Origin of the sequence: Parasphingorhabdus sp. (genome assembly GCF_048269915.1) — a bacterium.
Lineage (GTDB): Bacteria > Pseudomonadota > Alphaproteobacteria > Sphingomonadales > Sphingomonadaceae > Parasphingorhabdus.
The window spans coordinates 107,023-125,845 of record NZ_JBLWTY010000007.1 but is presented as its reverse complement, the minus strand read 5'-3'; the positions used below and the strand labels follow the sequence as shown (position 1 = coordinate 125,845).

The window sequence follows — 18,823 nt, the reverse complement described above, 5'->3', positions numbered from 1 at the left end:
TAATGCGCGCTGAGCAGCTTCTCGAACGCCGGCCCGTCGACCATCTCGACATCAAAAGGCAACGCCAGATAACGCCGTACCTCCAGCAGGGCCGAGGGATCGGAACCCCCGCGCAGCGCGATCGAGGCCCGCTCGCCGTCCATCGACTGCAGCAACACACCGTGATCCCGCGCATAGGTATAGGGTAGGTCCTTGACCGCCGGAACCATCCCGGGCCCGTCATCGGCTTCGGAAACAACAGCCTCTGTTCCCCGGGCAATTTCCATCATTCGTTTCCGCGTGTCTCGCTCGCCGGTAACGGGGTTTGCTCAATCATGCCGCTATCCCTGACCGCAGGGACATCGCCCGGTGCATAGATGATCTGGTCGTCCGGCCGCGACGGAACAGACGGTGGTACGGTCCCGAGATAGTCGCGAACCAGTGCATCGAGCGATGGCTCCTGATCGGGACTCTGGATCAGCTGGCGTCCGCGGATATAACCATAGCGTGCGCTCGAAAAACGCCGCGCATCATGGGGATCCTTGAGGATCGTCGGACGGATGAAAACCATCAAATTGGTTTTGACCCGCGATTTTCCGCGCGATTTGAACAATTCACCCAGGACCGGAATATCACCCAGAAACGGGACTTTCTGGATCGTGCGCCGCTCGTTGTCGTCGAGCAGACCACCCAGCGCGATAATCTCGCCATCACCAACGGTGACGGTCGTGTTGATTTCCCGCTTGTTGATGATCAGCTCGTTGAAATCGTCGGAAACCGGCCCGGCAATCGAACTGACCTGCTGGCGCAATTCCATCCGCACCTCGTCACCGGCGTTGATCTGCGGCGTCACTTCCAGCTCTATCCCGACATTCTGTCGCTGGATCGTGCGGAAGGCATTGTCGAAATTGCCCGACAGCGCTTCGCCGGTCGAAACCGGAATTTCCTGACCGAATAATATGCTGCCCTTGAGGTTGTTATTGACGGTCAGTGACGGCGTCGAAAGCACATTGCTGTCGGTGTCCGACTGAACCGCATTGATGATCGCACCCAGCACCGCACTGCCACCGAGGCTGGTCGCGAAACCGCCAAAACCGCCGCGCGCGGCCAGCACGGCATCGGCCGCATTCTGCCGCAGCGCATCGCCTACCGCACTGTTCGTGGTCACGGTGGTTGCGGTATCGGTCGTCGTGGTCGTTGTCGTGTCAAACTGATCGGCCAGCAATCCGCCCGCAACATCGACAATATTGGGCGAGGCATTGGAGAAATTGGTCACCGCAAAGGGTACATCTTTCCCGCCGACCAGCCATTGCACACCCAGTTCGCGGGCGAGGGATTCCGAAATTTCAACGATGATCGCCTCGACAACCACCTGTTCCTGACGGGTGTCGAGCTGGCGGATCAGTTCGCCGATCATCCGCTGGACGTCAGGATTGGCGGCAACAATGATCGCATTGGTTCCTTCCAGACGGCTGACAATCGACGGCCCCCGGCTGGCAATGCCATTGCCACCGCCACTGGTAGCGGGCGCCGCCGCGCCCTCCCCGTTGCCTGCGGCCACAACCGTAGCCGAACCACCGCTTGCACCGCCGTTACCCAGCAGATTCTCGATCACCGGCAAGAGATGCTCGGCATTGGCATAGTCAAGCCGGTGGACGCGTATCTCGGTACCCGATTCCGCGCCTTTATCCAGGTCCCGCGCCATTTGCGCAAAACGCGCCACTGCGCCGGGATCACCGCGCAGGGCGATGCTGTTGCTGCTGTCGATCGGCACCACCGTAACCGGCGCGCGCAATCCCTCGCCGCCGCCCTGTGCCGCCAAAGTCTGGAGCGAGGTTGCGATTTCCCGGGCGCCGGCATTTTTCAGAGTGATGATAGTGCTGGCAGCACTGTCGCGGTCTATCTCCCCGACCAGACTGCGGATTCGCCGGATATTGTCGGCATAATCGACGATCACCAGGCTGTTCGCGTTGCGATTGGCTGTGATGGAACCCTGTCTGCTGACCAGTGGACGCAAGGTTTCGAGCGCCTCGGAGGCGACAATCGACTTGAGCCGCACCACTTCCGTGACCAACTGGTTGGCCTCGGCACCGCGAGAGCCGATCCGGGTCGGCTGGGAAGCCGCGCCATCGGCGGGCTGGATACGATAGGCACCACGCGTTGTCGGAATGGCGACCAGATTATTGGCACGCAGAGTCGACAGGAAAATCTCGAAATATTCCGAGCGGCTGAGCGGCCGGTCAGTAACCACCGACACCTTGCCCTGCACCCGACTGTCGATAATGAAGGTTCTTCCCGTTACGCGCGCCGCATCCTGGACAAAGGCGCGAATGTCGGCATCGCGGACATTCAGCGTATGCTGGGCAGAAGCCGGTACGGCCGACAGGCTGGCACAAAGAGCAAGGACCGCTACGATCCGGGCGAATAAACTACGCATTACTGGGCTCCCAGATTGACAGCGACGGGTACGGTATTGGCGCCGCGCTCGACTTCCACGGACAGGCGCGCGCCGGGTTTGATCTGGCTCTTCAGCGTCTCGATATCGCCGGCCGAGCCAACCGGATTGCCATTGATTGATACGATGATGTCGCCATTGCGAAAACCGGCGCTGTTGAACAGGCTGCCGTCGCCCAGCGGAGACAGCACGATACCGGTAATCCGGCCCTGTTCGTTGCGCGGTGCCAGCGCCGCGACGCCGGGTATTTCATTGCTGCCGGACACGGGAGCGACCGGTGGTACCGGCTCGTCTGTACCGACCGTTTGCGCGGGTATCGACTGGTCGATATAAAGGCTCTCCAAGACCCCGCCGCGATTGATGACAACATGATCAAATTCAACGCTCTTCAACGTGACCCCGGACAATATCTCTTCACCGACCACGTAATTTTCCTGCACACCATCCGGGCCCGACAATATCGCCGAACCCAGCCCCGATGCTTCATTCATGCGAATCCCGTAGAGCGTCAGTTGCAGCGAGGTAACCACATTCGCGGTTTGCGCTGCGCCATCGCGGAAAAAGGGGTCAAAGCTGCTGAACAGGGTAAGCCGTGATTGCGGCGAAAGCACTTGCACAGCATCGGCGCGATAGTCACCCACCGGGCCCAGCGGCGTCACGATCAGCCAGATCAGTCTTATCACCTGAACGACTAGCAAAACTAACAATAAGGCGAATAATATGGGATAGATACCCTGCCGGTTGAACCAGCGGGTCATGACGCCAAATCGATCTGATAAGCTGTTACCCACGAATCCCCGCAACCTTGCAATCCCGTCGCGCTATAGCGATTTCGCGACCGTTCGACGACTCATTGATGACGAAAATATTACAGGATTATTCGATTTGGCAAAAGGCATCAGGGCAATTGCATGCTCAACAATGCCCCGAGATCATCCAGTGCCTGCTGTTCGGCGGACACCTTGATCGCAGCCATACCGAGTGCCGCCGCCGGTTTGCAGTTGATCCCGAGATCATCAAGATAAATGCAGCGCGCCGGCTCGACGTCCAGCGCCTCGCACATCATCCGGTAGATGCGCGGGTCCGGTTTGCGGATCCCGGCCTTGCTGCTCTCGATAATATGATCGAAGCGCTGCATGATCGCGGCGACTGCGGTCGCCTTTTCATCATCCATCGCCATGCCCGCCCCTTTGCCCGCCGGGACATTGTTGGTGATGCACGAGATCATAAACCCTTCGGCCTTCAGGCGATCGAGCGTTGCGACCATTCGCGGGCGCACATCGCCAGCCAGCCGCGCCAGAACATCGGCACCGCGCAGTTCGATCCCGAGCGCGCGCGCTTCCAGCGCAAAGGCTTCGTCAAAACCGGCGGAATCGATTTCCGCCCGTTCAAAACGAGCCCAGGCATTGCTATCGGGATTGGCGCTGTTGATCCGCCGGACACTGTCCTGCGGTACACCGCGCTCTGCCTCCAGACGGTTAAACGCTTCAAAGGGGGAGGATGTGATCACCCCGCCAAAATCAAAAATTACGGCCTGGACATTCATACAACAGCTCCAAAAATCGATCCGATCGCCGCAGTCGCAGCCATGGCCGCAGCACCCCAGAAAGTGACCCGGACAACAGGCCGCACGACCGGCGCCCCGCCAAGCAGCGCCCCGGTCGCCCCCAAAGCTGCAAGCAACAATAGCGCCGCCCCCGACACAACCCAGATCAGCATCTCGCCGCTCAACAGCGCAGCAAGGATTACGGGCAGCAAGGCGCCAGCCGCAAAAGCCAGAGCAGAAGCAGCCGCCGCCTGCAATGGCTTTGCAGAGAAATGCTTGGTCAAGCCGAGCTCATCGCGCAAATGTGTGCCCAGCGCATCATGCGCCGTCATCTGGTCGGCAACCTGTTCCGCAAGGTCGCTGGTCAGCCCCCGGTTCTTGTATATTGTTATCAGCTCCAGCCGCTCCGCCTTGGGCTGGTTTTCCAGTTCCCAGGCTTCCTTGGCCCGCTCGGCTTTTTCATTATCCGCCTGGGAACTGACCGAAACATATTCGCCCGCCGCCATCGACATGGCCCCAGCCACCAGGCCGGCGAAAGCGGTCAGCAATATCGTCTGCTGCGAAGTCGCCGCAGCAGCTACCCCGACAATCAGACTAGCCGTCGAGACAATCCCGTCATTCGCTCCCAATACGGCGGCACGCAACCAGCCGACCCGTTCCAGCAGGTGTGATTCATCATGTAATCTTGACAAGGGCCTATCCTATTTGTTGAGATATTCCAGCTTCAGCCCCGGCCGTTTCCAGCGGGTCTTGACCAGCTTTCCGGTCGCCGACAGACAGATCCAGGCATCCATCATGTCTTCCCCGCCAAAGCAGATATTGGTGGTAAAAATATCCGGCGTCGGGACAAATTCGACCAGCTCGCCTTCGGGCGAAATCACACTGATGCCGCTTTCACCGATGGTCGCAACGCAGATATTGCCGCATTCCTCCATCGCGAGACTGTCAAAAAATTTATAGCCCGATGGCCGGTAGAGCGGAATGCCCGGGCCACCCGGTCCTGCATCGGGGGCAACCTTGCCCGGTGCGGTGATGTTGAATTTCATCAGGCGGCACGTGTAGGTTTCAGCAGCATAGAGCGTCTTCCCGTCCGGCGAGATACCGACACCATTGGGATTGTTCGACGGGAAAATCACCTCTTCCAGATGGCTGCCGTCGGCCTTGGCATAGAAAATTCCGACGATGTCGTGGCAGCGTTTTGCATAGTCGATCTTGCCGTGATCGGTGAACCAGAAGCCGCCATGGGCATCGAACTGGATGTCATTGGGACCGCGCAGGATGCAGCCGAAATCGCCGTCCTTGTACAGCGTCTCGACTTCACCCGTATCCGGATCGACCCGCTGGATGCTGCCGCCGACATAGTCTTGCGCGATCCCGGCGGGAGTCAGAAAGCCGTCTTCATCATGATATTCAAAGCCGCCGTTGTTGCAGATATAGATTTTGCCGTCCGGGCCCATTGCCGCCCCGTTGGGACCGCCTCCGGTCTTGGCAACGACAGTCTTGCTACCGTCCGGCAAGACCCGGGTAAGCTGCCGGGCCTCGATTTCGACCAATATGACACTGCCATCCGGCATCGCAATCGGTCCTTCCGGGAAACGCAGACCGTCGGTAACAATTTCCATGACTATATCCTCTCCAATTTGGTCACAATCATTGCGGGAAACCGGTGACAAGTCTAGTACCAACACAGACAGTTTCAGGAGCAACTATGTCCGCAACGCTATCCAATGCTTATCCCCGAAAATTGCAATTCCATATCGATGGCGAATGGATCGATGGCGAGGACCGTGCGATCCATCAGGTCGTCAATCCGGCGACCGGCGCAGCGATTGCCGATTTGCCCAAAGCGACGACAGCCGATCTCGACCGCGCCCTGGACGCAGCGGACCGCGCCTTTCCGGTCTGGCGCGATACGCCGGTGGCCGATCGTGCCGCGATTCTCCACAAGGCCGCCGACCTGATGCGCGAGCGGGCCCCGGAAATCGGCCGCCTGATGACTTACGAGCAGGGCAAGCCGCTGGCCCAGGCGGTCGGCGAAGTCACAGCATCGGCCAGCCATTTCGATATCATGGCCGAGGAAGCCAAGCGTTGCTATGGCCGCGTCCTGGTGCGGCCCGCTGGCCAGAATAGTTTCGTGAAATATCAGCCGGTCGGCCCGGTGGCGGCGTTCAGTCCCTGGAATTTCCCGGTCTTCACGCCGGTGCGCAAGCTGGCGCCGGCAATTGCCGCGGGCTGCTCGATCATTCTGAAGCCCGCAGAAGAAACCCCGGCCAGCCCGATCGAGATGATCCGCTGTCTGGTCGACGCGGGCCTGCCGGCGGGTGTCGCCCAGGTCGTCTTTGGCGATCCGGCGGAAGTCTCCAGCCATCTCATTGCGTCGCCGGTGATTCGCAAGGTCAGCTTCACCGGCTCGGTGCCGGTCGGCAAGCATCTGATGAAACTCGCGGCCGAGGGCATGAAGCGCACGACCATGGAACTGGGCGGCCATGCACCGGTGCTGGTTTTCGATGATTGTGATCTGGAAAAGACGCTCGATCTGGTGGTGACCGGCAAATTCCGCAACGCCGGTCAGGTCTGTGTCTCGCCGACCCGCTTCTATGTCCAGTCCGGCATTTATGACCGGTTTGAAAAAGCCTTCACCGAACGCGCCCGGAAGGTCAGCGTCGGCGACGGCTTTGATGCTGTCGACATGGGTCCGCTCGCCAACCCGCGCCGGCCCAGCGCCATGGGTGCGATGATCGAGGATGCGCGAACCCGCGGCGCGGATGTCCGGCTCGGCGGCGAACGACGCGGCGACAAGGGGTTTTTCTTTGATCCCACCGTGCTGTCCCACGTCCCGCTCGACGCCGCTATCATGAACGAGGAACCGTTCGGACCAGTCGCCGTGATGCGGCCCTTTGACACGCTCGACGAAGCCATTGATCAGGCCAATCGCCTGCCGCTGGGGCTGGCGGCCTATGCCTTTACCGAAAACCTGCGCACCGCCAATCTGGTCGGAGACAAGATCGAAGCCGGTATGGTGGCGATCAACAATCTGACCGTCAGCCCCGGCGATGCCCCCTTTGGCGGGGTCAAGGAAAGCGGCCACGGGTCGGAAGACGGACCGGACGGACTGAAAGCCTATATGGTGACCAAAGCGATCCATCAGGCTTGAATCCCCTCTCCCGTGGGGGAGAAGGACGGGTGAGCAAGGAGAGAAAATGATGAAAAAACGCACCGGGGCACAAATTCTCGTCGACCAGCTGGTCATTCAGGGCACCGATCGCATCTTCACCGTGCCCGGCGAAAGCTTTCTTTCCGTCCTCGACGCACTCCACGACTGCGGCACGATCCAGACCGTTTCCACCCGGCAGGACGGCAGCGCCGCCTTCATGGCCGAGGCCGATGGCAAGATGACCGGCGCGCCCGGCATCGCCTTTGTCACCCGCGGCCCCGGCGCGACCAATGCCAGCATCGGCGTCCACACCGCGATGCAGGACAGCACGCCGATGATCCTGTTCATCGGCGACGTCGCCCGCAACGACCGCGACCGCGAAGGCTTTCAGGAAGTCGATTTCACCGCGATGTTCACACCATTGGCCAAATGGGCAGCGCGGATCGACAATGCCGCGCGGATTCCGGAATATATCGCGCGCGCCTTTGATACCGCCAGTTCGGGCCGCCCCGGCCCGGTAGTGCTGGCGCTGCCCGAAGATATGCTCCGCGACACCGTCGAGGCGCTCGACCGGCCCAAGGTGGTCGCCCCGGCCCAGCCGCTCTGCCCCGACGCGATGACCACGCTCACCGACATGCTGCGCGATGCCACCGACCCGGTTGCCATAATCGGCGGCGCGGGATGGAGCGCCAAGGCCACCCATTATTTCGCCCAATATGCCGAGCGCATCGGCCTGCCCGTGGCGGTCGCCTTCCGGCGGCAGGATAATTTCCCCAATGAGAGTCCGGTCTATGCCGGCAATCTCGGCTATGGCCCCAATCCCAAGCTGGTCCAGCGGATCAGGGATGCCGATCTGGTGCTTGCCGTGGGCGCACGGCTCGGCGAGGCCACGACCGACGGCTATACGCTGATCACACCGGACCATCCCGACCAGATTCTCGTCCATGTCCACCCCGATCCGGACGAGCTCAACCATGTCTATCGCACCGACTTGCCAATCTGCGCCGAGATGAATGAATTTGCCGAACAGGCGGCGCTGTGGGAAGATGATCTGCTGAGCTTTGATGCGGGCAAGGCGGCGCATAAGGACTATCTCGCATGGGCCACGCCGGAAGCGACCGCAGCCAGGCTTGATCTCGGCCCCTGCGTTGCGGCGATGCAGGAGCAACTCCCCGCCGATGCGATCATCTGCAACGGCGCCGGCAATTTCTCCGGCTGGTGGCACCGCTACTGGAAATATGGCAATTTCCCCAGCCAGCTCGCTCCGACATCTGGTGCCATGGGTTACGGCGTCCCTGCATCGGTCGCTGCCGCCCTGCGCTTCCCGGAACGCACCGTCGTCGCACTGGCGGGAGACGGCGACTTCATGATGAACGGCCAGGAACTCGCCACGGCGATCCAATATGAGGCCAATCTGCTCGTCCTGGTGATCGACAATGGCAGCTTCGGCACCATCCGCCTGCACCAGGAACGCGAATATCCCGCACGATTATCGGCGACCTCGCTCAAGAATCCCGATTTTGCCGCACTGGCGAAAGCTTATGGCGGATGGAGCGCGACGGTGGAGAGCAGCGGCGAATTCGCACCGGCGCTGGCAGAAGCGATGGCGCAAAAGGGGCTGCGGTTGCTGCACCTGAAAACCGATGTCGAGTTTCTGACGGCGGCCGGCGCGACGGTAAGCGGGTTGCGACGGTGACAATCGACCGGAGTCCAAGATGTAAATTGTTGTTATGTTAGTAATCGCTTAGCCTTTTGCGCCGATTGCCTTCTGCAAGGACGAATTGCGTCTTATATTGGGGACGATCTTGCAAATTTTGGCTTCGGATTTTACCGGCATTCGGCACATTATTGCGCGCACCGCATTTGTTACAGCAATGTTCAGCTTCAATTCGCTGATCGTAATCGCGGCGTCAAACTATACTGGTGGATATGCGGCCCTTTGGTCGGCCAATGCCTGCCTCGTGTTCCTGTTGATGATTTTTCCCCGAGATGAGCATATATTCTATGGGCTGAGCGTCTTGCTGGCGAGCTCAGCGGTCAATCTGATCTCCGGATTCGCGCTGCAAACATCCATAATCTATGCAGTATCAAACGTGCTTGAAGCGATGCTGGCATATCATATCATCGTGCGTCTCGGCTTTCCCAGAACCGGCCTCTATAATCCTGCGCAACTGATCAAATTCGGACTGGTCGCAGTTATGGTAAGCGCGATTTCGGCGACGACAGCGTCGCTGGGCAACACGGCGGAATTTGGTGACGCATGGATCTCCTGGTTTGGATCCGATTTGCTTGGTCTGCTTATTTTCTTGCCTTGCTTCAATATCATTCACGCCACTTTGACAGGTGCCGAGAAATATAACTGGCCAAGCAACCGGCGAATGGAATTTGCAGGGGCTATGTTGCTGGTCTTTACCGTTTCGACACTTGCGCTTGCCCAGTCCGTGGTTCCGCTATTGTTCCTTTCAGCAATACCGCTTTTTGTGGCAGTGTTTCGCTTCGGACCGCTGGGCGGGATGGTTGCGACCCTGATCTCCGCCATCGTGGCGGAATTTTGTACCATCTCCGGCTACGGCCCGATTGCCGGACTGGATGCCAATCCGATCACACAGATATTCGTGTTGCAAGCCTATATCGCCAGCCAGCTGATGCTGGCACTGCCCATCGCTTCGCTGCTGGCCGACAGGCAGCAGAAGGTCGATGAGATTATCCAGCATGAGAAACTGCTACGCCACATGGCTGAAGAAAATCATCGAAAAGCCGAGGAAGTGAAGCTGCAAAAAATCCGGTTGCTTGCTCGAGATGACCTGACCGGACTCGCGTCAAGGCGCCATATCATGGAAAAATGTGAACAGGCCCTGCAGCGCGCCCGGTCAACAGGTTCCGTGTTTTCAATCGCCCTCTTCGATGTCGACAAATTCAAATCCGTGAATGACCAGTTCGGTCATGCCGTCGGCGATGAGATACTCCGCATGATCGGCCAGATCGTCAAGCGCAGCAAGTCAGGGAACCATTTGATAGGACGTATTGGCGGTGAGGAATTTTTGATTTTAATGCCCGGTTCCACGATCACAGAAGCGAAAATGCATGTGGATCTGTTGCGTCTCGCGATAATGGATGCGCGGCTGGTCAATCCCGATATCAGCGTGACGGTTAGCGCAGGATTGGCGGAAAGTTTCGGGTCTCGCGATCTGGAAGAAATGTTGCTGCTGGCAGACAATGCGCTCTATGCTGCCAAAAATGGTGGACGGAATCGCTTAGAAATCGCGGCCTGACCTGGTCTTGCCCGGCAGTTGCGGAAGCAGCCAGCCTCCAAACCAGCACCGGATCGTTCAGCCATAGCAGGCGCTAGCCCTCGCCCATCGCCAAAATCGCTTCCCACTCGTTCTGCGTGACCGGTGCGACCGACAGCCTTGTCTGTCGAATGATCGCCAGGTCCTTCAACTCCGGATTCTGCTTCATTGCCTTGAGCGGCACCGGCCTCGCCAGTTTGCGCACCGGCTTCACCTTGACCACGACCCAGCGGTCCGGGTCGGTCGTCACATCGGGCGAAGCCTCTTCGCTCACTTCCATGATGCCAACCACTTCCAGCCCCTGGCGCGAATGGTAGAAGAAGACCTGATCGCCTTTCTTCATCGCCTTCATATTGTTGGAAGCCTGCGCATTTTTGACGCCATCCCAGGTGCCTTCGCCCTCGGCAACCAGATCATCCCAGCCATATTCATCCGGTTCCGATTTCATCAACCAATATTGGGGCATATCCGCGTCCTTTCCTGCAACGGTACCGCGAACCTAGCCGACCCGGCTCCAACAAAAAAGGCCCCGCTTTCCAGCGAGGCCTTGCTTGTCGTCTGACAGTCGCACTCAGCCGGGCATCAGGACATTGTCGATGATGTGCAGCGTGCCGCCGCTGGATTTGACATCGGCGGTAATAACGCGCGCCTTGTTGCCCGCACCATCCTCGAGGATGATATGGTCGCCTTCCATCGAGGCCTTGATCGCCGTGCCCTGCAAGCTGGCGATACTGGCGGTGCCGCCGCCTTCGGCAATCGCCTTGGCAATGTCTGCAGAGGTCATGCTGCCCTTGATCAGGCTATATTTCGCAACATTTGCCGATTTGTCCTTATTGTCGACAGACAGCAATCCGCTCAGTTGTTCGGCATCCATCTTGTTAAACGCTTCGTTGGTTGCGGCAAATGCGGTAAACGTGCCTTCATCGCTCAGTTCAACACCAACGCCGGACAAACCAACCAGGGTGCTCGCGGTGCTGAGGTCGGGATTGGCCTGCAATACGGCAATCAGATTGGTGGGCTGGTGTTCCTCGGCAAGCCGCGCGTCGAGAATTTGCTGTTCTTCTTCGCTCAGTTCAGAAGAGCAAGCCGGTACCAGCGCCAACAGAGCCGATGCCAGCATGAATTTGGGGGCGTTAAACATGAATTTCCTTTCTTGTAATACGCCCGTTTTCCGCACCATGCGGTGAACGTGCGATGAAGTTCATGGAGAAAGTTCAGTCTGGTAGGGAGGTCAGAAATGAATCGCAATCCCGTTGCGAAAAAAAACCGGTAAATGGCCAGCTTCGCTTGAATAGGGAAAAGCCGCCCAAGCGACAGACCGCTGAAAATTCCGTCTTAACCGCTAGAATTCTACGCAATCAGTCCGTGCCGAGGTGGACGAAATCGCGATCAAATCCTTTCAGATTGGCACCGCTATCGACATAGATAGTCTGTCCGGTGACCGCTTTTGCGTGGGCCAGATAGAGGACAGCATCGGCAATATCTGCCGGATCCGGCAGTCGGTCGAGCGGCATCATCGCCGTGATATTGGCCAGCTGCTGATCGCTATATTCTCCCGCCGTCAGCGTCAGGCCCGGCGCGATGCCATTCACCCGGAGCTTGTCGGCACAGGCGACGGCGAGCGATCGGACCGATCCGGCCAGAGCCTGTTTGGAGAGCGTATAGCTCAACTGATCACGATTGGGGTTGCGAACCCGCTGATCGAGGATGTGAATGACGCAGGCTCTCTCGCCTTCCGTCGGCCGACGATGATGCAGGGCCGTGGTCAGCAGCATCGGAACAATGCTGTTGATTCGGAAATGGTCGCGGAGCTGCTGTTCGCTGATCCCGTCAATATCATCTTGTCCGAATATCGAGGCGCTGTTCACCACCAATGCCGGTGCCCGGCCAAAATGGCTGACAAGCTCTTCCATCAAGGATTCGGCAGCCCCGTCGTCCAGAAAATCCTGCTGGAATCCGCGCCAGTCGCACCCTGTTTCCCGAAGCGTTTCGGCCAGCTGGTCCTCGGGAATGGCATCGCTATTGCCGTGGAGCGCGAGCGCATAGCCGGATTCGGCCAGCCGCGCGGCAATCGCCGCACCTACCCGCTTCACGCCGCCGGTTACGAGCGCGAGCGGTCGGGTCATCGCCTGCCCCGGCTGAGCGTAATACCGATCTGCTCGCCTTTTTCGGAGATCAGCAACTTGACGATCTTCACCGTGACCCGGAGAATATTCTTGTCCTGCAGAAACAGCGTTTCGATGATATGATCGGCCACCGCCTCAATCAGCTTGAAATGCACACCCTCCGGCAGCGCGTCGGTCGCGGCATGCTTGAGATCCATGTAGTTTTTGGAATGGTCGAGTGGCGTGTCCGCTTCATAGCGTTCCTGCACCTTCAGTTCCGCCGCGATCGAGATGCGCAATGGCTGCGGCAAATGCGTTTCTTCGGAATAGATTCCGGTGAGCACGTCAACATCGAGATCGTTGACTTCCAAAAGCAATGTATCTGTCATGCGCAGTCTCTGACCATGTTCCGGCCCAAATGGCAAGTCAGGCCGACCAGCGCGCGAATATCGCCGTCGGCAGCAGCAAGCCGCGCGCCTCTTCCCGCACGGCAAGTTCGCCGACCTCGATTGTGCCGCCCAGATGGGCCAGCTTCTCGTTGAGCAGCGATCCTAGCGCCAGCGCCGACATGCGCACAGCATAGACGGTGAGGAACAGGCAGCGGCTATCGGCATCGAGCAGTCTTCCGCAATCGTCGACCAGCCCGGCGAGATGTTCCTCCAGCCGCCAGATTTCTCCATCCGGTCCGCGCCCATATTTTGGCGGATCGAGGAGGATGGCGTCATAGCGCCGTTCGCGGCGCACTTCGCGGGCCGCAAATTTGGCGGCATCGTCGATGATCCAGCGGATCGGGCGATCGGTCATGCCGGAGAGGGCGGCATTGTCACGCGCAGCGGTTACGGATTTCTTCGATGCATCGACATGGACCAGACTGGCCCCCGCTGCAGACAAGGCCAGCGTTCCGACACCGGTATAGCCAAAGAGATTCATCGCCTGCGGCGATTCGACATCCCGGAGCTCTCCGCGGATCCAGCGCCACACCGGATCCATATCCGGGAAATAGGCGAGATGCCGGAACGGCGTGCATTGCGCGGTGAAGCGAACCTCTTCCCAGTCCAGCTGCCAGCCGTCCGCCGGCACATTCTTGCCCAGATGCCAGCGCCCGCCGCCATCCTCGTCGGACGCCGGTATAAATTCGCCATCGGCCTGCCAGTCGTCGCTGGCCGGTGCCCACATTGCCTGGGGTTCGGGGCGAATGAAATGATATTTGCCATATCGCTCGAGCTTGCGGCCATGGCCGGAATCCACCAGCGCATAGTCACTGCGCGGCTCGCTGATCATCAGGATCGGTGCTGTGGTGGTTTCAGCCATTGGACGGTGTGGCGTTAGACATGATGAATGCTTTCACCGAGTCATAGTCACCCGGCAATTTCGTGTATTTTTCTTCCCGGTCAAACAGATCCCCCACGCGGCGCGGCAACGCCGGCCTGATGCCCGTGGCGCGTTCGACCGCGTCTGGAAATTTCGCCGGATGGGCGGTAGCCAGCGTCACCACCGGAACCGCAGGATCGATCGCAGCATTTTGCGCCGCCGAAAGACCGATTGCGCTGTGCGGATCGATCACCTGCCCGGCTTCCTCGTGCGCCCAGCGCATGGCGATAGCCATTTCGTCGGGATCAACACGATGACTGGTGAACACCGCCGCTGCCGTCTCCCGCATGCCGGGTTCCAGCTGCATATTGTGACTGCGTTCAAAGGCCGCCATCCGGTCAGCTGTCTTGGTTCCGTCGCGGCCTTCCAGATCGAACAGCAGCCGTTCGAAATTGCTGCTCACCTGGATATCCATCGACGGCGCTGCGGTCGGGGTGACGCTTCCGGTCGAATAATCCCCGGCGCTGAGTGCCCGGTGAAGTATGTCGTTTACATTGGTCGCGACGATCAGCCGCTCGACCGGCAGCCCCATGCGCGCAGCAACATAGCCGGCAAAGACATCACCAAAATTGCCTGTCGGTACCGAAAAGGCAATCTTGCGATGTGGTGCGCCCAGTTGGCTGGCAGCGTAAAAATAATAGACCACCTGCGCCATCAGCCTCGCCCAGTTGATCGAATTAACCGCCGAGATCGAAAAGCGGCTGGTGACCTCCTGGTCGGCAAACATCCGCTTCACCATCGCCTGGGCATCATCGAAGCTGCCATCAATTGCGATATTGTGGACATTGGGCGCGCGCACCGTGGTCATCTGCCGCCGCTGGACATCGGATATCCGGCCATCGGGATGGAGCATGAAGATATCGACCTTGTCACGCCCGGCCAGCGCATCAATCGCCGCCGATCCGGTATCACCCGATGTCGCACCCACTACCGTCAGATGCTTGTCCTGGCGGGCGAGAAATTTCTCGAACAACAGGCCAAGCATTTGCAGGGCGACATCCTTGAAAGCCAGAGTCGGGCCATGGAACAGCTCGAGCAGCCATTGCCGTCCATCCAGTTGGACCAGAGGGGTCACTGCGGCATGGGCGAAGCGACCATAGGCCTGATCGCACAGTTCGCGCAGCTCCGCTTCATCGAGCGCGTCGCCAATGAAAGGCTTCATCACCCGGACGGCCACCTCCACATAGGAAAGTCCCGCCATGGCGGCAATCTCGGCCTTGCTGAAGGAAGGCCATGATTCCGGTACATAAAGTCCACCATCGCCGGCCAGTCCCGCCAGTGTCACTTGTTCGAAATTCAATGCAGGCGCAGCGCCTCGGGTCGAGATATAATCCATGATGGCGAGCGGGTTAGGACAAGTTGCCCGATTGGGCAACGCCCTTGTTACGCCCCCGCAGCGCGAGAAGATAAATGATCAGCGCGATAGCGGCAAACAAAAACCATTGAACGGCGTAGGACATGTGATTGTTTGGAACATCCTCCAGCGCGGGCGGCTGATTTTTTTGCAGTCCGGCCACCGGTTCGCTAGCCACCAGACGGATGATATACTGGCTGTCAGGCGCAATGATTCCTTCCACCATGCCGCCGTTCCATTCCGGATCGTCCGGTCTGGTGGACCAGCCGATGACTATTTGCGCGCCGGGTCCTTCCGCGCCTGCGGTCCGGCATTGGGCGATATGCGCCCAGCCTGACTTGCCGGTGGCACTGCGCCCGCTGGTGGATCGCCAACCAATGACTTCGAGACAATTGACACTCGATTGACGAAAATAGGGCGCATCCTTCTCGCTTGGAAAGGCGGGATAAGCAATCGCTGGCAAATCGGTTGCTGCCGCATAGGTTTCGAGCAGGCCATTCTTCCATTCTGCCCGCTGTAGCTGCCATATGCCAAGCGCGACCATGATTGCTACTGCCGCAAGAACAAGCAGCGTGCCCAATATCGGCAGACTTTTTTTCATTGCGCGTTGCTATCGTCTATGCTGCCTTCATGGGCCTGGTTGCGATGTTCCAATATCAGCAACAACGCCTTCGACACCCTCAGCGCGCCGATCACCGCCGCGCTGGTCAGCGGAAACCAGAGCAGGACATGCACCCAGAGCGGGGGCTGAAAATTCAGTTCGACGAAAAGCGCCAGCGCGAGGATCAGACCACCGACAATCAAGGTCAGGAAAGCCGCCGGCCCATCGCCAACATTATAGCGGCTATAGTCGAGACCGCAGGCTCGGCATTTGTCGGAAAATCTGGTCAGATGGGCAAATAATGTCTTTTGCCCGCAATGGGGGCAGAGACCAAAAAGGGCAGCGGGAAGAACATCCGGCTGCCCTTTTTTATTTTCGGTATCGTTCAACACCGCGGCCTAGTGGACCGGAGCGCCCCAGCCGCCCCAGACATAAACGACAATGAACAGGAACAACCAGACGACATCGACAAAATGCCAATACCAGGCCGCTGCTTCAAAGCCGAAATGCTGCTGCGGGGTGAAATGCCCCTTATAGGCCCGTACCAGACAGACGATCAGGAAGATTGTACCAACCAATACGTGGAAGCCGTGGAAGCCGGTCGCCATATAGAAGGCCGAGCTATAGTTGAGGCCAGCAAACGGGAATGGTGCAACGCTATATTCATAGGCCTGAATTGCCGAGAACAATGCACCAAGAATGATCGTCAGCCACAGGCCGGTGATCAGGCCCTTGCGGTCGCCGTTGATGAGTGAATGATGGGCCCAGGTGACGGTTGTACCGGAACACAGCAGGATCATCGTATTGAGCAAAGGCAGTTCAAAGGCGTTGAGCACTTCGATGCCCTTGGGCGGCCATTGCAGCAGTGCCGCCGCGCCATCCTGACCGATATAATTGGTGGTGATGCCATCAACCATTTCAATCGGCTGCGGGAAGAGCGAGAAATCAAACCAGGCCCAGAACCAGCCCACGAAGAACATGACTTCAGAGGCGATGAACAGGATCATCCCGTAACGCAGGTGTAACTGCACCACCGGTGTATGGTCGCCCGCATGGGCCTCCTTGATGACATTGGACCACCAGGCGAAAAAGGTCAGGCCGACCGCCGCAAGACCGACGTAGAAAATAAGCCCGCCGAAAGCCATGTCGTGCATCCAGCGTATGCCGCCGATGGCCATGACAAACGCGGAAAACGAACCAACCAGCGGCCAGATGTCTGGCGGCAATATGTGATAATCATGATTTTTGGCACCGGCCATAGTATTTCCCTAACCTTGTCTCAAATTTCTCTTAGCTATCGCCTTCACCGCCGTCTAGCGCCTGCGCGTCCTTGGAACGATAAAAGGTGTAGCTGAGGGTGATTTCCTTGATATCCTTTGTTTCCGGATCGTCGAGAATTGCCGGATCAACATAATATAGCACCGGCATCCGCATCGTCTGGCCCGGTTTCAGCAATTGCTCGCTGAAGCAGAAGCACTGGATTTTGTTGAAATATTGCCCTGCCAGCAGCGGCGTCACATTGAATGTTGCGGTACCAACAACCGGTTCGTCGCTATTGTTGGTCGCCAGAAAAATTGCCATATCGCGCGCACCAACACTGACATGGTCGACCGCCTGCTCTGGTTTGAACGACCAGGGAAGCGCGGAATTGACGTTGGAATCAAAACGGATCGACATTACCTTGCCGGTAGACTGCACGGTTGCGGCCTGTGCTTCGTCCACCCTCTGGGTGGTGCCGGCATAGCCAGTGACCCGGCAGAAAACCTCGTAAAGCGGCACGGCAGCGAAGCCCAAAGCGAGCATGCCAAGCCCCATCAACGCGGCCAATATGGCACTGCGACGATTTTTACCCGAAAGAGAGGCTTGCGCGGTCGCCATCAGGAGCCCGATCCAATTTTAACGATGGTGATCAGGTAGAATAGCACAACCATGAACAGCAGCAGACCGGCCATGATGATGGCGCGGTGTTTTTGCCGCGCCTGATAGACTTTCTGTTCCTCGGGGCTCATCGGCGCCTTGCTGTCATCAATCTCGCTCATAGGGCGATCAACCGGTCAGCAACCACGGCTGCAAACAGCGCGAAAAGGTAAAGGATCGAGAATTTGAACAGGCGCTTTTCTGCTGCCATGTCCGCCGGGTCGGTTGTCTTGCTCCGGGCAACCTGCAGGGAAAGCGCACAGAAGATCACGCTCAGCACTATCGCGGCGCTGCCATAAACTGCTCCGGCCAGACCAAGAGCAAAGGGGGCAATAGCGACCGCAGCAAGGACCAGACTATAGGCAAAAATCTGTTTGCGGGTCGACTGGCGACCAGCAACCACCGGCATCATCGGCACGCCAGCTTTCGAATAGTCGCTGTTCACGAACAGCGCGAGCGCCCAGAAATGCGGCGGCGTCCAGAAGAAGATGATCGCGAACAGCAGGATCGGCATCAGCGTGACATCGCCGGTCACCGCAGCCCAGCCAATCGCGGGCGGGAAGGCACCAGCGGCCCCGCCGATCACGATATTCTGCGGCGTGCTGCGCTTTAGCCAGATGGTGTAAACCACAGCGTAGAAGAAGATCGAGAAAGCGAGAAAAGCAGCGCTGAACCAGTTCACCGCCACGCCCATCAGCAGCACCGAAAAAACCGATAATCCGATACCGAAATGCAGCGCGGTTTCACGGTCCATCCGGCCGGCCGGCAGCGGACGGTTTTGCGTCCGCTTCATGATCGCGTCAATATCCGACTCATACCATTGGTTAAGCGCGGCCGAAGCCCCTGCTCCGAGACTGATCGCGAGGATCGCGGTAAAACCGATGACCGGATGAATCGACCCCGGTGCCGCCAGCAAACCACACAGCGCGGTGAATATGACCAGCGACATCACGCGCGGCTTGGTCAGCGCAAAGAGATCCTTTGCGCTGGCCAGGCCTTGTATGGTTTGTGACGCAGTGGTCATTTTGCTTTCCAGGCTTTCGGCTCGTCC

20 protein-coding genes and 1 pseudogene are annotated in these 18,823 nt (G+C 58.7%); 3 read left to right on the top strand and 18 right to left on the bottom strand.

What is annotated here, in order from left to right; genetic code table 11:
- The 6 genes and pseudogenes from ACN0WX_RS14070 to ACN0WX_RS14045 form a co-directional block, all read right to left on the bottom strand.
- Positions 1-269 (bottom strand): annotated as a pseudogene (locus ACN0WX_RS14070) (type II secretion system protein GspE); the annotation flags it as partial.
- On the bottom strand, positions 266-2,416 hold the full coding sequence (gene gspD, locus ACN0WX_RS14065; protein WP_417622974.1) for a type II secretion system secretin GspD: 2,151 nt from the start codon (positions 2,414-2,416) through the stop codon (positions 266-268). The gene gspD and the pseudogene ACN0WX_RS14070, both read right to left, overlap by 4 nt.
- The gene (locus tag ACN0WX_RS14060) at positions 2,416-3,192 is read right to left on the bottom strand and encodes a type II secretion system protein N (RefSeq protein WP_417622973.1); all 777 of its coding nucleotides are present in this window, start codon (positions 3,190-3,192) and stop codon (positions 2,416-2,418) included. The genes gspD and ACN0WX_RS14060 overlap by 1 nt, the downstream gene beginning before the upstream one ends.
- Positions 3,193-3,332: 140 nt before the next feature.
- Positions 3,333-3,980, bottom strand: a complete 648-nt coding sequence (locus ACN0WX_RS14055; protein WP_417622972.1) for an HAD-IA family hydrolase — start codon at positions 3,978-3,980, stop codon at positions 3,333-3,335.
- Entirely contained in the window at positions 3,977-4,672 is a 696-nt protein-coding gene (locus ACN0WX_RS14050; protein WP_417622971.1) for a VIT1/CCC1 transporter family protein, read from the bottom strand. The genes ACN0WX_RS14055 and ACN0WX_RS14050 overlap by 4 nt, the downstream gene beginning before the upstream one ends.
- Before the next feature lie 9 nt (positions 4,673-4,681).
- Complete coding sequence (locus ACN0WX_RS14045) at positions 4,682-5,602, bottom strand: SMP-30/gluconolactonase/LRE family protein (RefSeq protein WP_417622970.1); 921 nt, start codon at positions 5,600-5,602, stop codon at positions 4,682-4,684.
- An 86-nt stretch (positions 5,603-5,688) separates the two neighbouring features.
- Between ACN0WX_RS14045 and ACN0WX_RS14040 the strand changes: the two genes are divergently transcribed.
- The 3 genes from ACN0WX_RS14040 (at position 5,689) to ACN0WX_RS14030 (ending at position 10,406) form a co-directional block, all read left to right on the top strand.
- Positions 5,689-7,134 (top strand): NAD-dependent succinate-semialdehyde dehydrogenase, encoded by a 1,446-nt coding sequence (locus ACN0WX_RS14040; protein ID WP_417622969.1) that lies wholly within the window; start codon positions 5,689-5,691, stop codon positions 7,132-7,134.
- 46 nt (positions 7,135-7,180) lie between these two features.
- The gene (locus ACN0WX_RS14035; protein ID WP_417622968.1) at positions 7,181-8,830 is read left to right on the top strand and encodes a thiamine pyrophosphate-binding protein; all 1,650 of its coding nucleotides are present in this window, start codon (positions 7,181-7,183) and stop codon (positions 8,828-8,830) included.
- Positions 8,831-8,939: 109 nt separating this feature from the next.
- Positions 8,940-10,406: a diguanylate cyclase gene (locus tag ACN0WX_RS14030; RefSeq protein ID WP_417622967.1), complete on the top strand. Its 1,467-nt coding sequence runs from the start codon at positions 8,940-8,942 to the stop codon at positions 10,404-10,406.
- 73 nt (positions 10,407-10,479) lie between these two features.
- Here ACN0WX_RS14030 and ACN0WX_RS14025 read toward each other — a convergent pair whose 3' ends face one another.
- From ACN0WX_RS14025 to ACN0WX_RS13970, 12 genes are all read right to left on the bottom strand, one after another.
- Positions 10,480-10,890, bottom strand: coding sequence for an EVE domain-containing protein (locus ACN0WX_RS14025; RefSeq protein WP_417622966.1), 411 nt, complete (start codon positions 10,888-10,890; stop codon positions 10,480-10,482).
- Between the two features lie 105 nt (positions 10,891-10,995).
- Positions 10,996-11,565, bottom strand: a complete 570-nt coding sequence (locus ACN0WX_RS14020; protein ID WP_417622965.1) for a fasciclin domain-containing protein — start codon at positions 11,563-11,565, stop codon at positions 10,996-10,998.
- A 217-nt stretch (positions 11,566-11,782) separates the two neighbouring features.
- Positions 11,783-12,550: an SDR family oxidoreductase gene (locus tag ACN0WX_RS14015; RefSeq protein WP_417622964.1), complete on the bottom strand. Its 768-nt coding sequence runs from the start codon at positions 12,548-12,550 to the stop codon at positions 11,783-11,785.
- Complete coding sequence (locus tag ACN0WX_RS14010) at positions 12,547-12,918, bottom strand: dihydroneopterin aldolase (RefSeq protein ID WP_417622963.1); 372 nt, start codon at positions 12,916-12,918, stop codon at positions 12,547-12,549. The genes ACN0WX_RS14015 and ACN0WX_RS14010 overlap by 4 nt, the downstream gene beginning before the upstream one ends.
- A gap of 37 nt (positions 12,919-12,955) precedes the next feature.
- A complete protein-coding gene (locus tag ACN0WX_RS14005) occupies positions 12,956-13,840 on the bottom strand; it encodes a class I SAM-dependent methyltransferase (protein ID WP_417622962.1) in 885 nt (294 codons plus the stop codon).
- The gene (gene thrC / locus ACN0WX_RS14000) at positions 13,833-15,236 is read right to left on the bottom strand and encodes a threonine synthase (protein WP_417622961.1); all 1,404 of its coding nucleotides are present in this window, start codon (positions 15,234-15,236) and stop codon (positions 13,833-13,835) included. The genes ACN0WX_RS14005 and thrC overlap by 8 nt, the downstream gene beginning before the upstream one ends.
- A gap of 13 nt (positions 15,237-15,249) precedes the next feature.
- Positions 15,250-15,855, bottom strand: a complete 606-nt coding sequence (locus ACN0WX_RS13995; RefSeq protein WP_417622960.1) for an SURF1 family protein — start codon at positions 15,853-15,855, stop codon at positions 15,250-15,252.
- Positions 15,852-16,244 (bottom strand): DUF983 domain-containing protein, encoded by a 393-nt coding sequence (locus tag ACN0WX_RS13990; protein WP_417622959.1) that lies wholly within the window; start codon positions 16,242-16,244, stop codon positions 15,852-15,854. The genes ACN0WX_RS13995 and ACN0WX_RS13990 overlap by 4 nt, the downstream gene beginning before the upstream one ends.
- Before the next feature lie 9 nt (positions 16,245-16,253).
- Entirely contained in the window at positions 16,254-17,114 is an 861-nt protein-coding gene (locus ACN0WX_RS13985) for a cytochrome c oxidase subunit 3 (protein ID WP_417622958.1), read from the bottom strand.
- Positions 17,115-17,145: 31 nt separating this feature from the next.
- A complete protein-coding gene (locus ACN0WX_RS13980; RefSeq protein WP_417622957.1) occupies positions 17,146-17,733 on the bottom strand; it encodes a cytochrome c oxidase assembly protein in 588 nt (195 codons plus the stop codon).
- Complete coding sequence (locus tag ACN0WX_RS13975) at positions 17,733-17,894, bottom strand: hypothetical protein (RefSeq protein ID WP_417622956.1); 162 nt, start codon at positions 17,892-17,894, stop codon at positions 17,733-17,735. Before ACN0WX_RS13975 ends, ACN0WX_RS13980 begins: the two co-directional genes overlap by 1 nt.
- Positions 17,891-18,796: a heme o synthase gene (locus ACN0WX_RS13970; RefSeq protein ID WP_417622955.1), complete on the bottom strand. Its 906-nt coding sequence runs from the start codon at positions 18,794-18,796 to the stop codon at positions 17,891-17,893. The genes ACN0WX_RS13975 and ACN0WX_RS13970 overlap by 4 nt, the downstream gene beginning before the upstream one ends.
- Positions 18,797-18,823: the final 27 nt, after the last annotated feature.

What these genes read in the sequence shown, in the direction of transcription:
- ACN0WX_RS14015 (WP_417622964.1), bottom strand. Translation starts at nt 12,550, where the DNA reads ATGACCCGACCGCTCGCGCTCGTAACCGGCGGCGTGAAGCGGGTAGGT.
- ACN0WX_RS14010 (WP_417622963.1), bottom strand. Translation starts at nt 12,918, where the DNA reads ATGACAGATACATTGCTTTTGGAAGTCAACGATCTCGATGTTGACGTG.
- gspD (WP_417622974.1), bottom strand. Translation starts at nt 2,416, where the DNA reads ATGCGTAGTTTATTCGCCCGGATCGTAGCGGTCCTTGCTCTTTGTGCC.
- ACN0WX_RS13995 (WP_417622960.1), bottom strand. Translation starts at nt 15,855, where the DNA reads ATGAAAAAAAGTCTGCCGATATTGGGCACGCTGCTTGTTCTTGCGGCA.
- ACN0WX_RS14005 (WP_417622962.1), bottom strand. Translation starts at nt 13,840, where the DNA reads ATGGCTGAAACCACCACAGCACCGATCCTGATGATCAGCGAGCCGCGC.
- ACN0WX_RS14035 (WP_417622968.1), top strand. Translation starts at nt 7,181, where the DNA reads ATGATGAAAAAACGCACCGGGGCACAAATTCTCGTCGACCAGCTGGTC.
- ACN0WX_RS14045 (WP_417622970.1), bottom strand. Translation starts at nt 5,602, where the DNA reads ATGGAAATTGTTACCGACGGTCTGCGTTTCCCGGAAGGACCGATTGCG.
- ACN0WX_RS13980 (WP_417622957.1), bottom strand. Translation starts at nt 17,733, where the DNA reads ATGGCGACCGCGCAAGCCTCTCTTTCGGGTAAAAATCGTCGCAGTGCC.
- ACN0WX_RS14060 (WP_417622973.1), bottom strand. Translation starts at nt 3,192, where the DNA reads ATGACCCGCTGGTTCAACCGGCAGGGTATCTATCCCATATTATTCGCC.
- ACN0WX_RS14025 (WP_417622966.1), bottom strand. Translation starts at nt 10,890, where the DNA reads ATGCCCCAATATTGGTTGATGAAATCGGAACCGGATGAATATGGCTGG.
- ACN0WX_RS13975 (WP_417622956.1), bottom strand. Translation starts at nt 17,894, where the DNA reads ATGAGCGAGATTGATGACAGCAAGGCGCCGATGAGCCCCGAGGAACAG.
- ACN0WX_RS13970 (WP_417622955.1), bottom strand. Translation starts at nt 18,796, where the DNA reads ATGACCACTGCGTCACAAACCATACAAGGCCTGGCCAGCGCAAAGGAT.
- ACN0WX_RS14020 (WP_417622965.1), bottom strand. Translation starts at nt 11,565, where the DNA reads ATGTTTAACGCCCCCAAATTCATGCTGGCATCGGCTCTGTTGGCGCTG.
- ACN0WX_RS14055 (WP_417622972.1), bottom strand. Translation starts at nt 3,980, where the DNA reads ATGAATGTCCAGGCCGTAATTTTTGATTTTGGCGGGGTGATCACATCC.
- thrC (WP_417622961.1), bottom strand. Translation starts at nt 15,236, where the DNA reads ATGGATTATATCTCGACCCGAGGCGCTGCGCCTGCATTGAATTTCGAA.
- ACN0WX_RS14040 (WP_417622969.1), top strand. Translation starts at nt 5,689, where the DNA reads ATGTCCGCAACGCTATCCAATGCTTATCCCCGAAAATTGCAATTCCAT.
- ACN0WX_RS13985 (WP_417622958.1), bottom strand. Translation starts at nt 17,114, where the DNA reads ATGGCCGGTGCCAAAAATCATGATTATCACATATTGCCGCCAGACATC.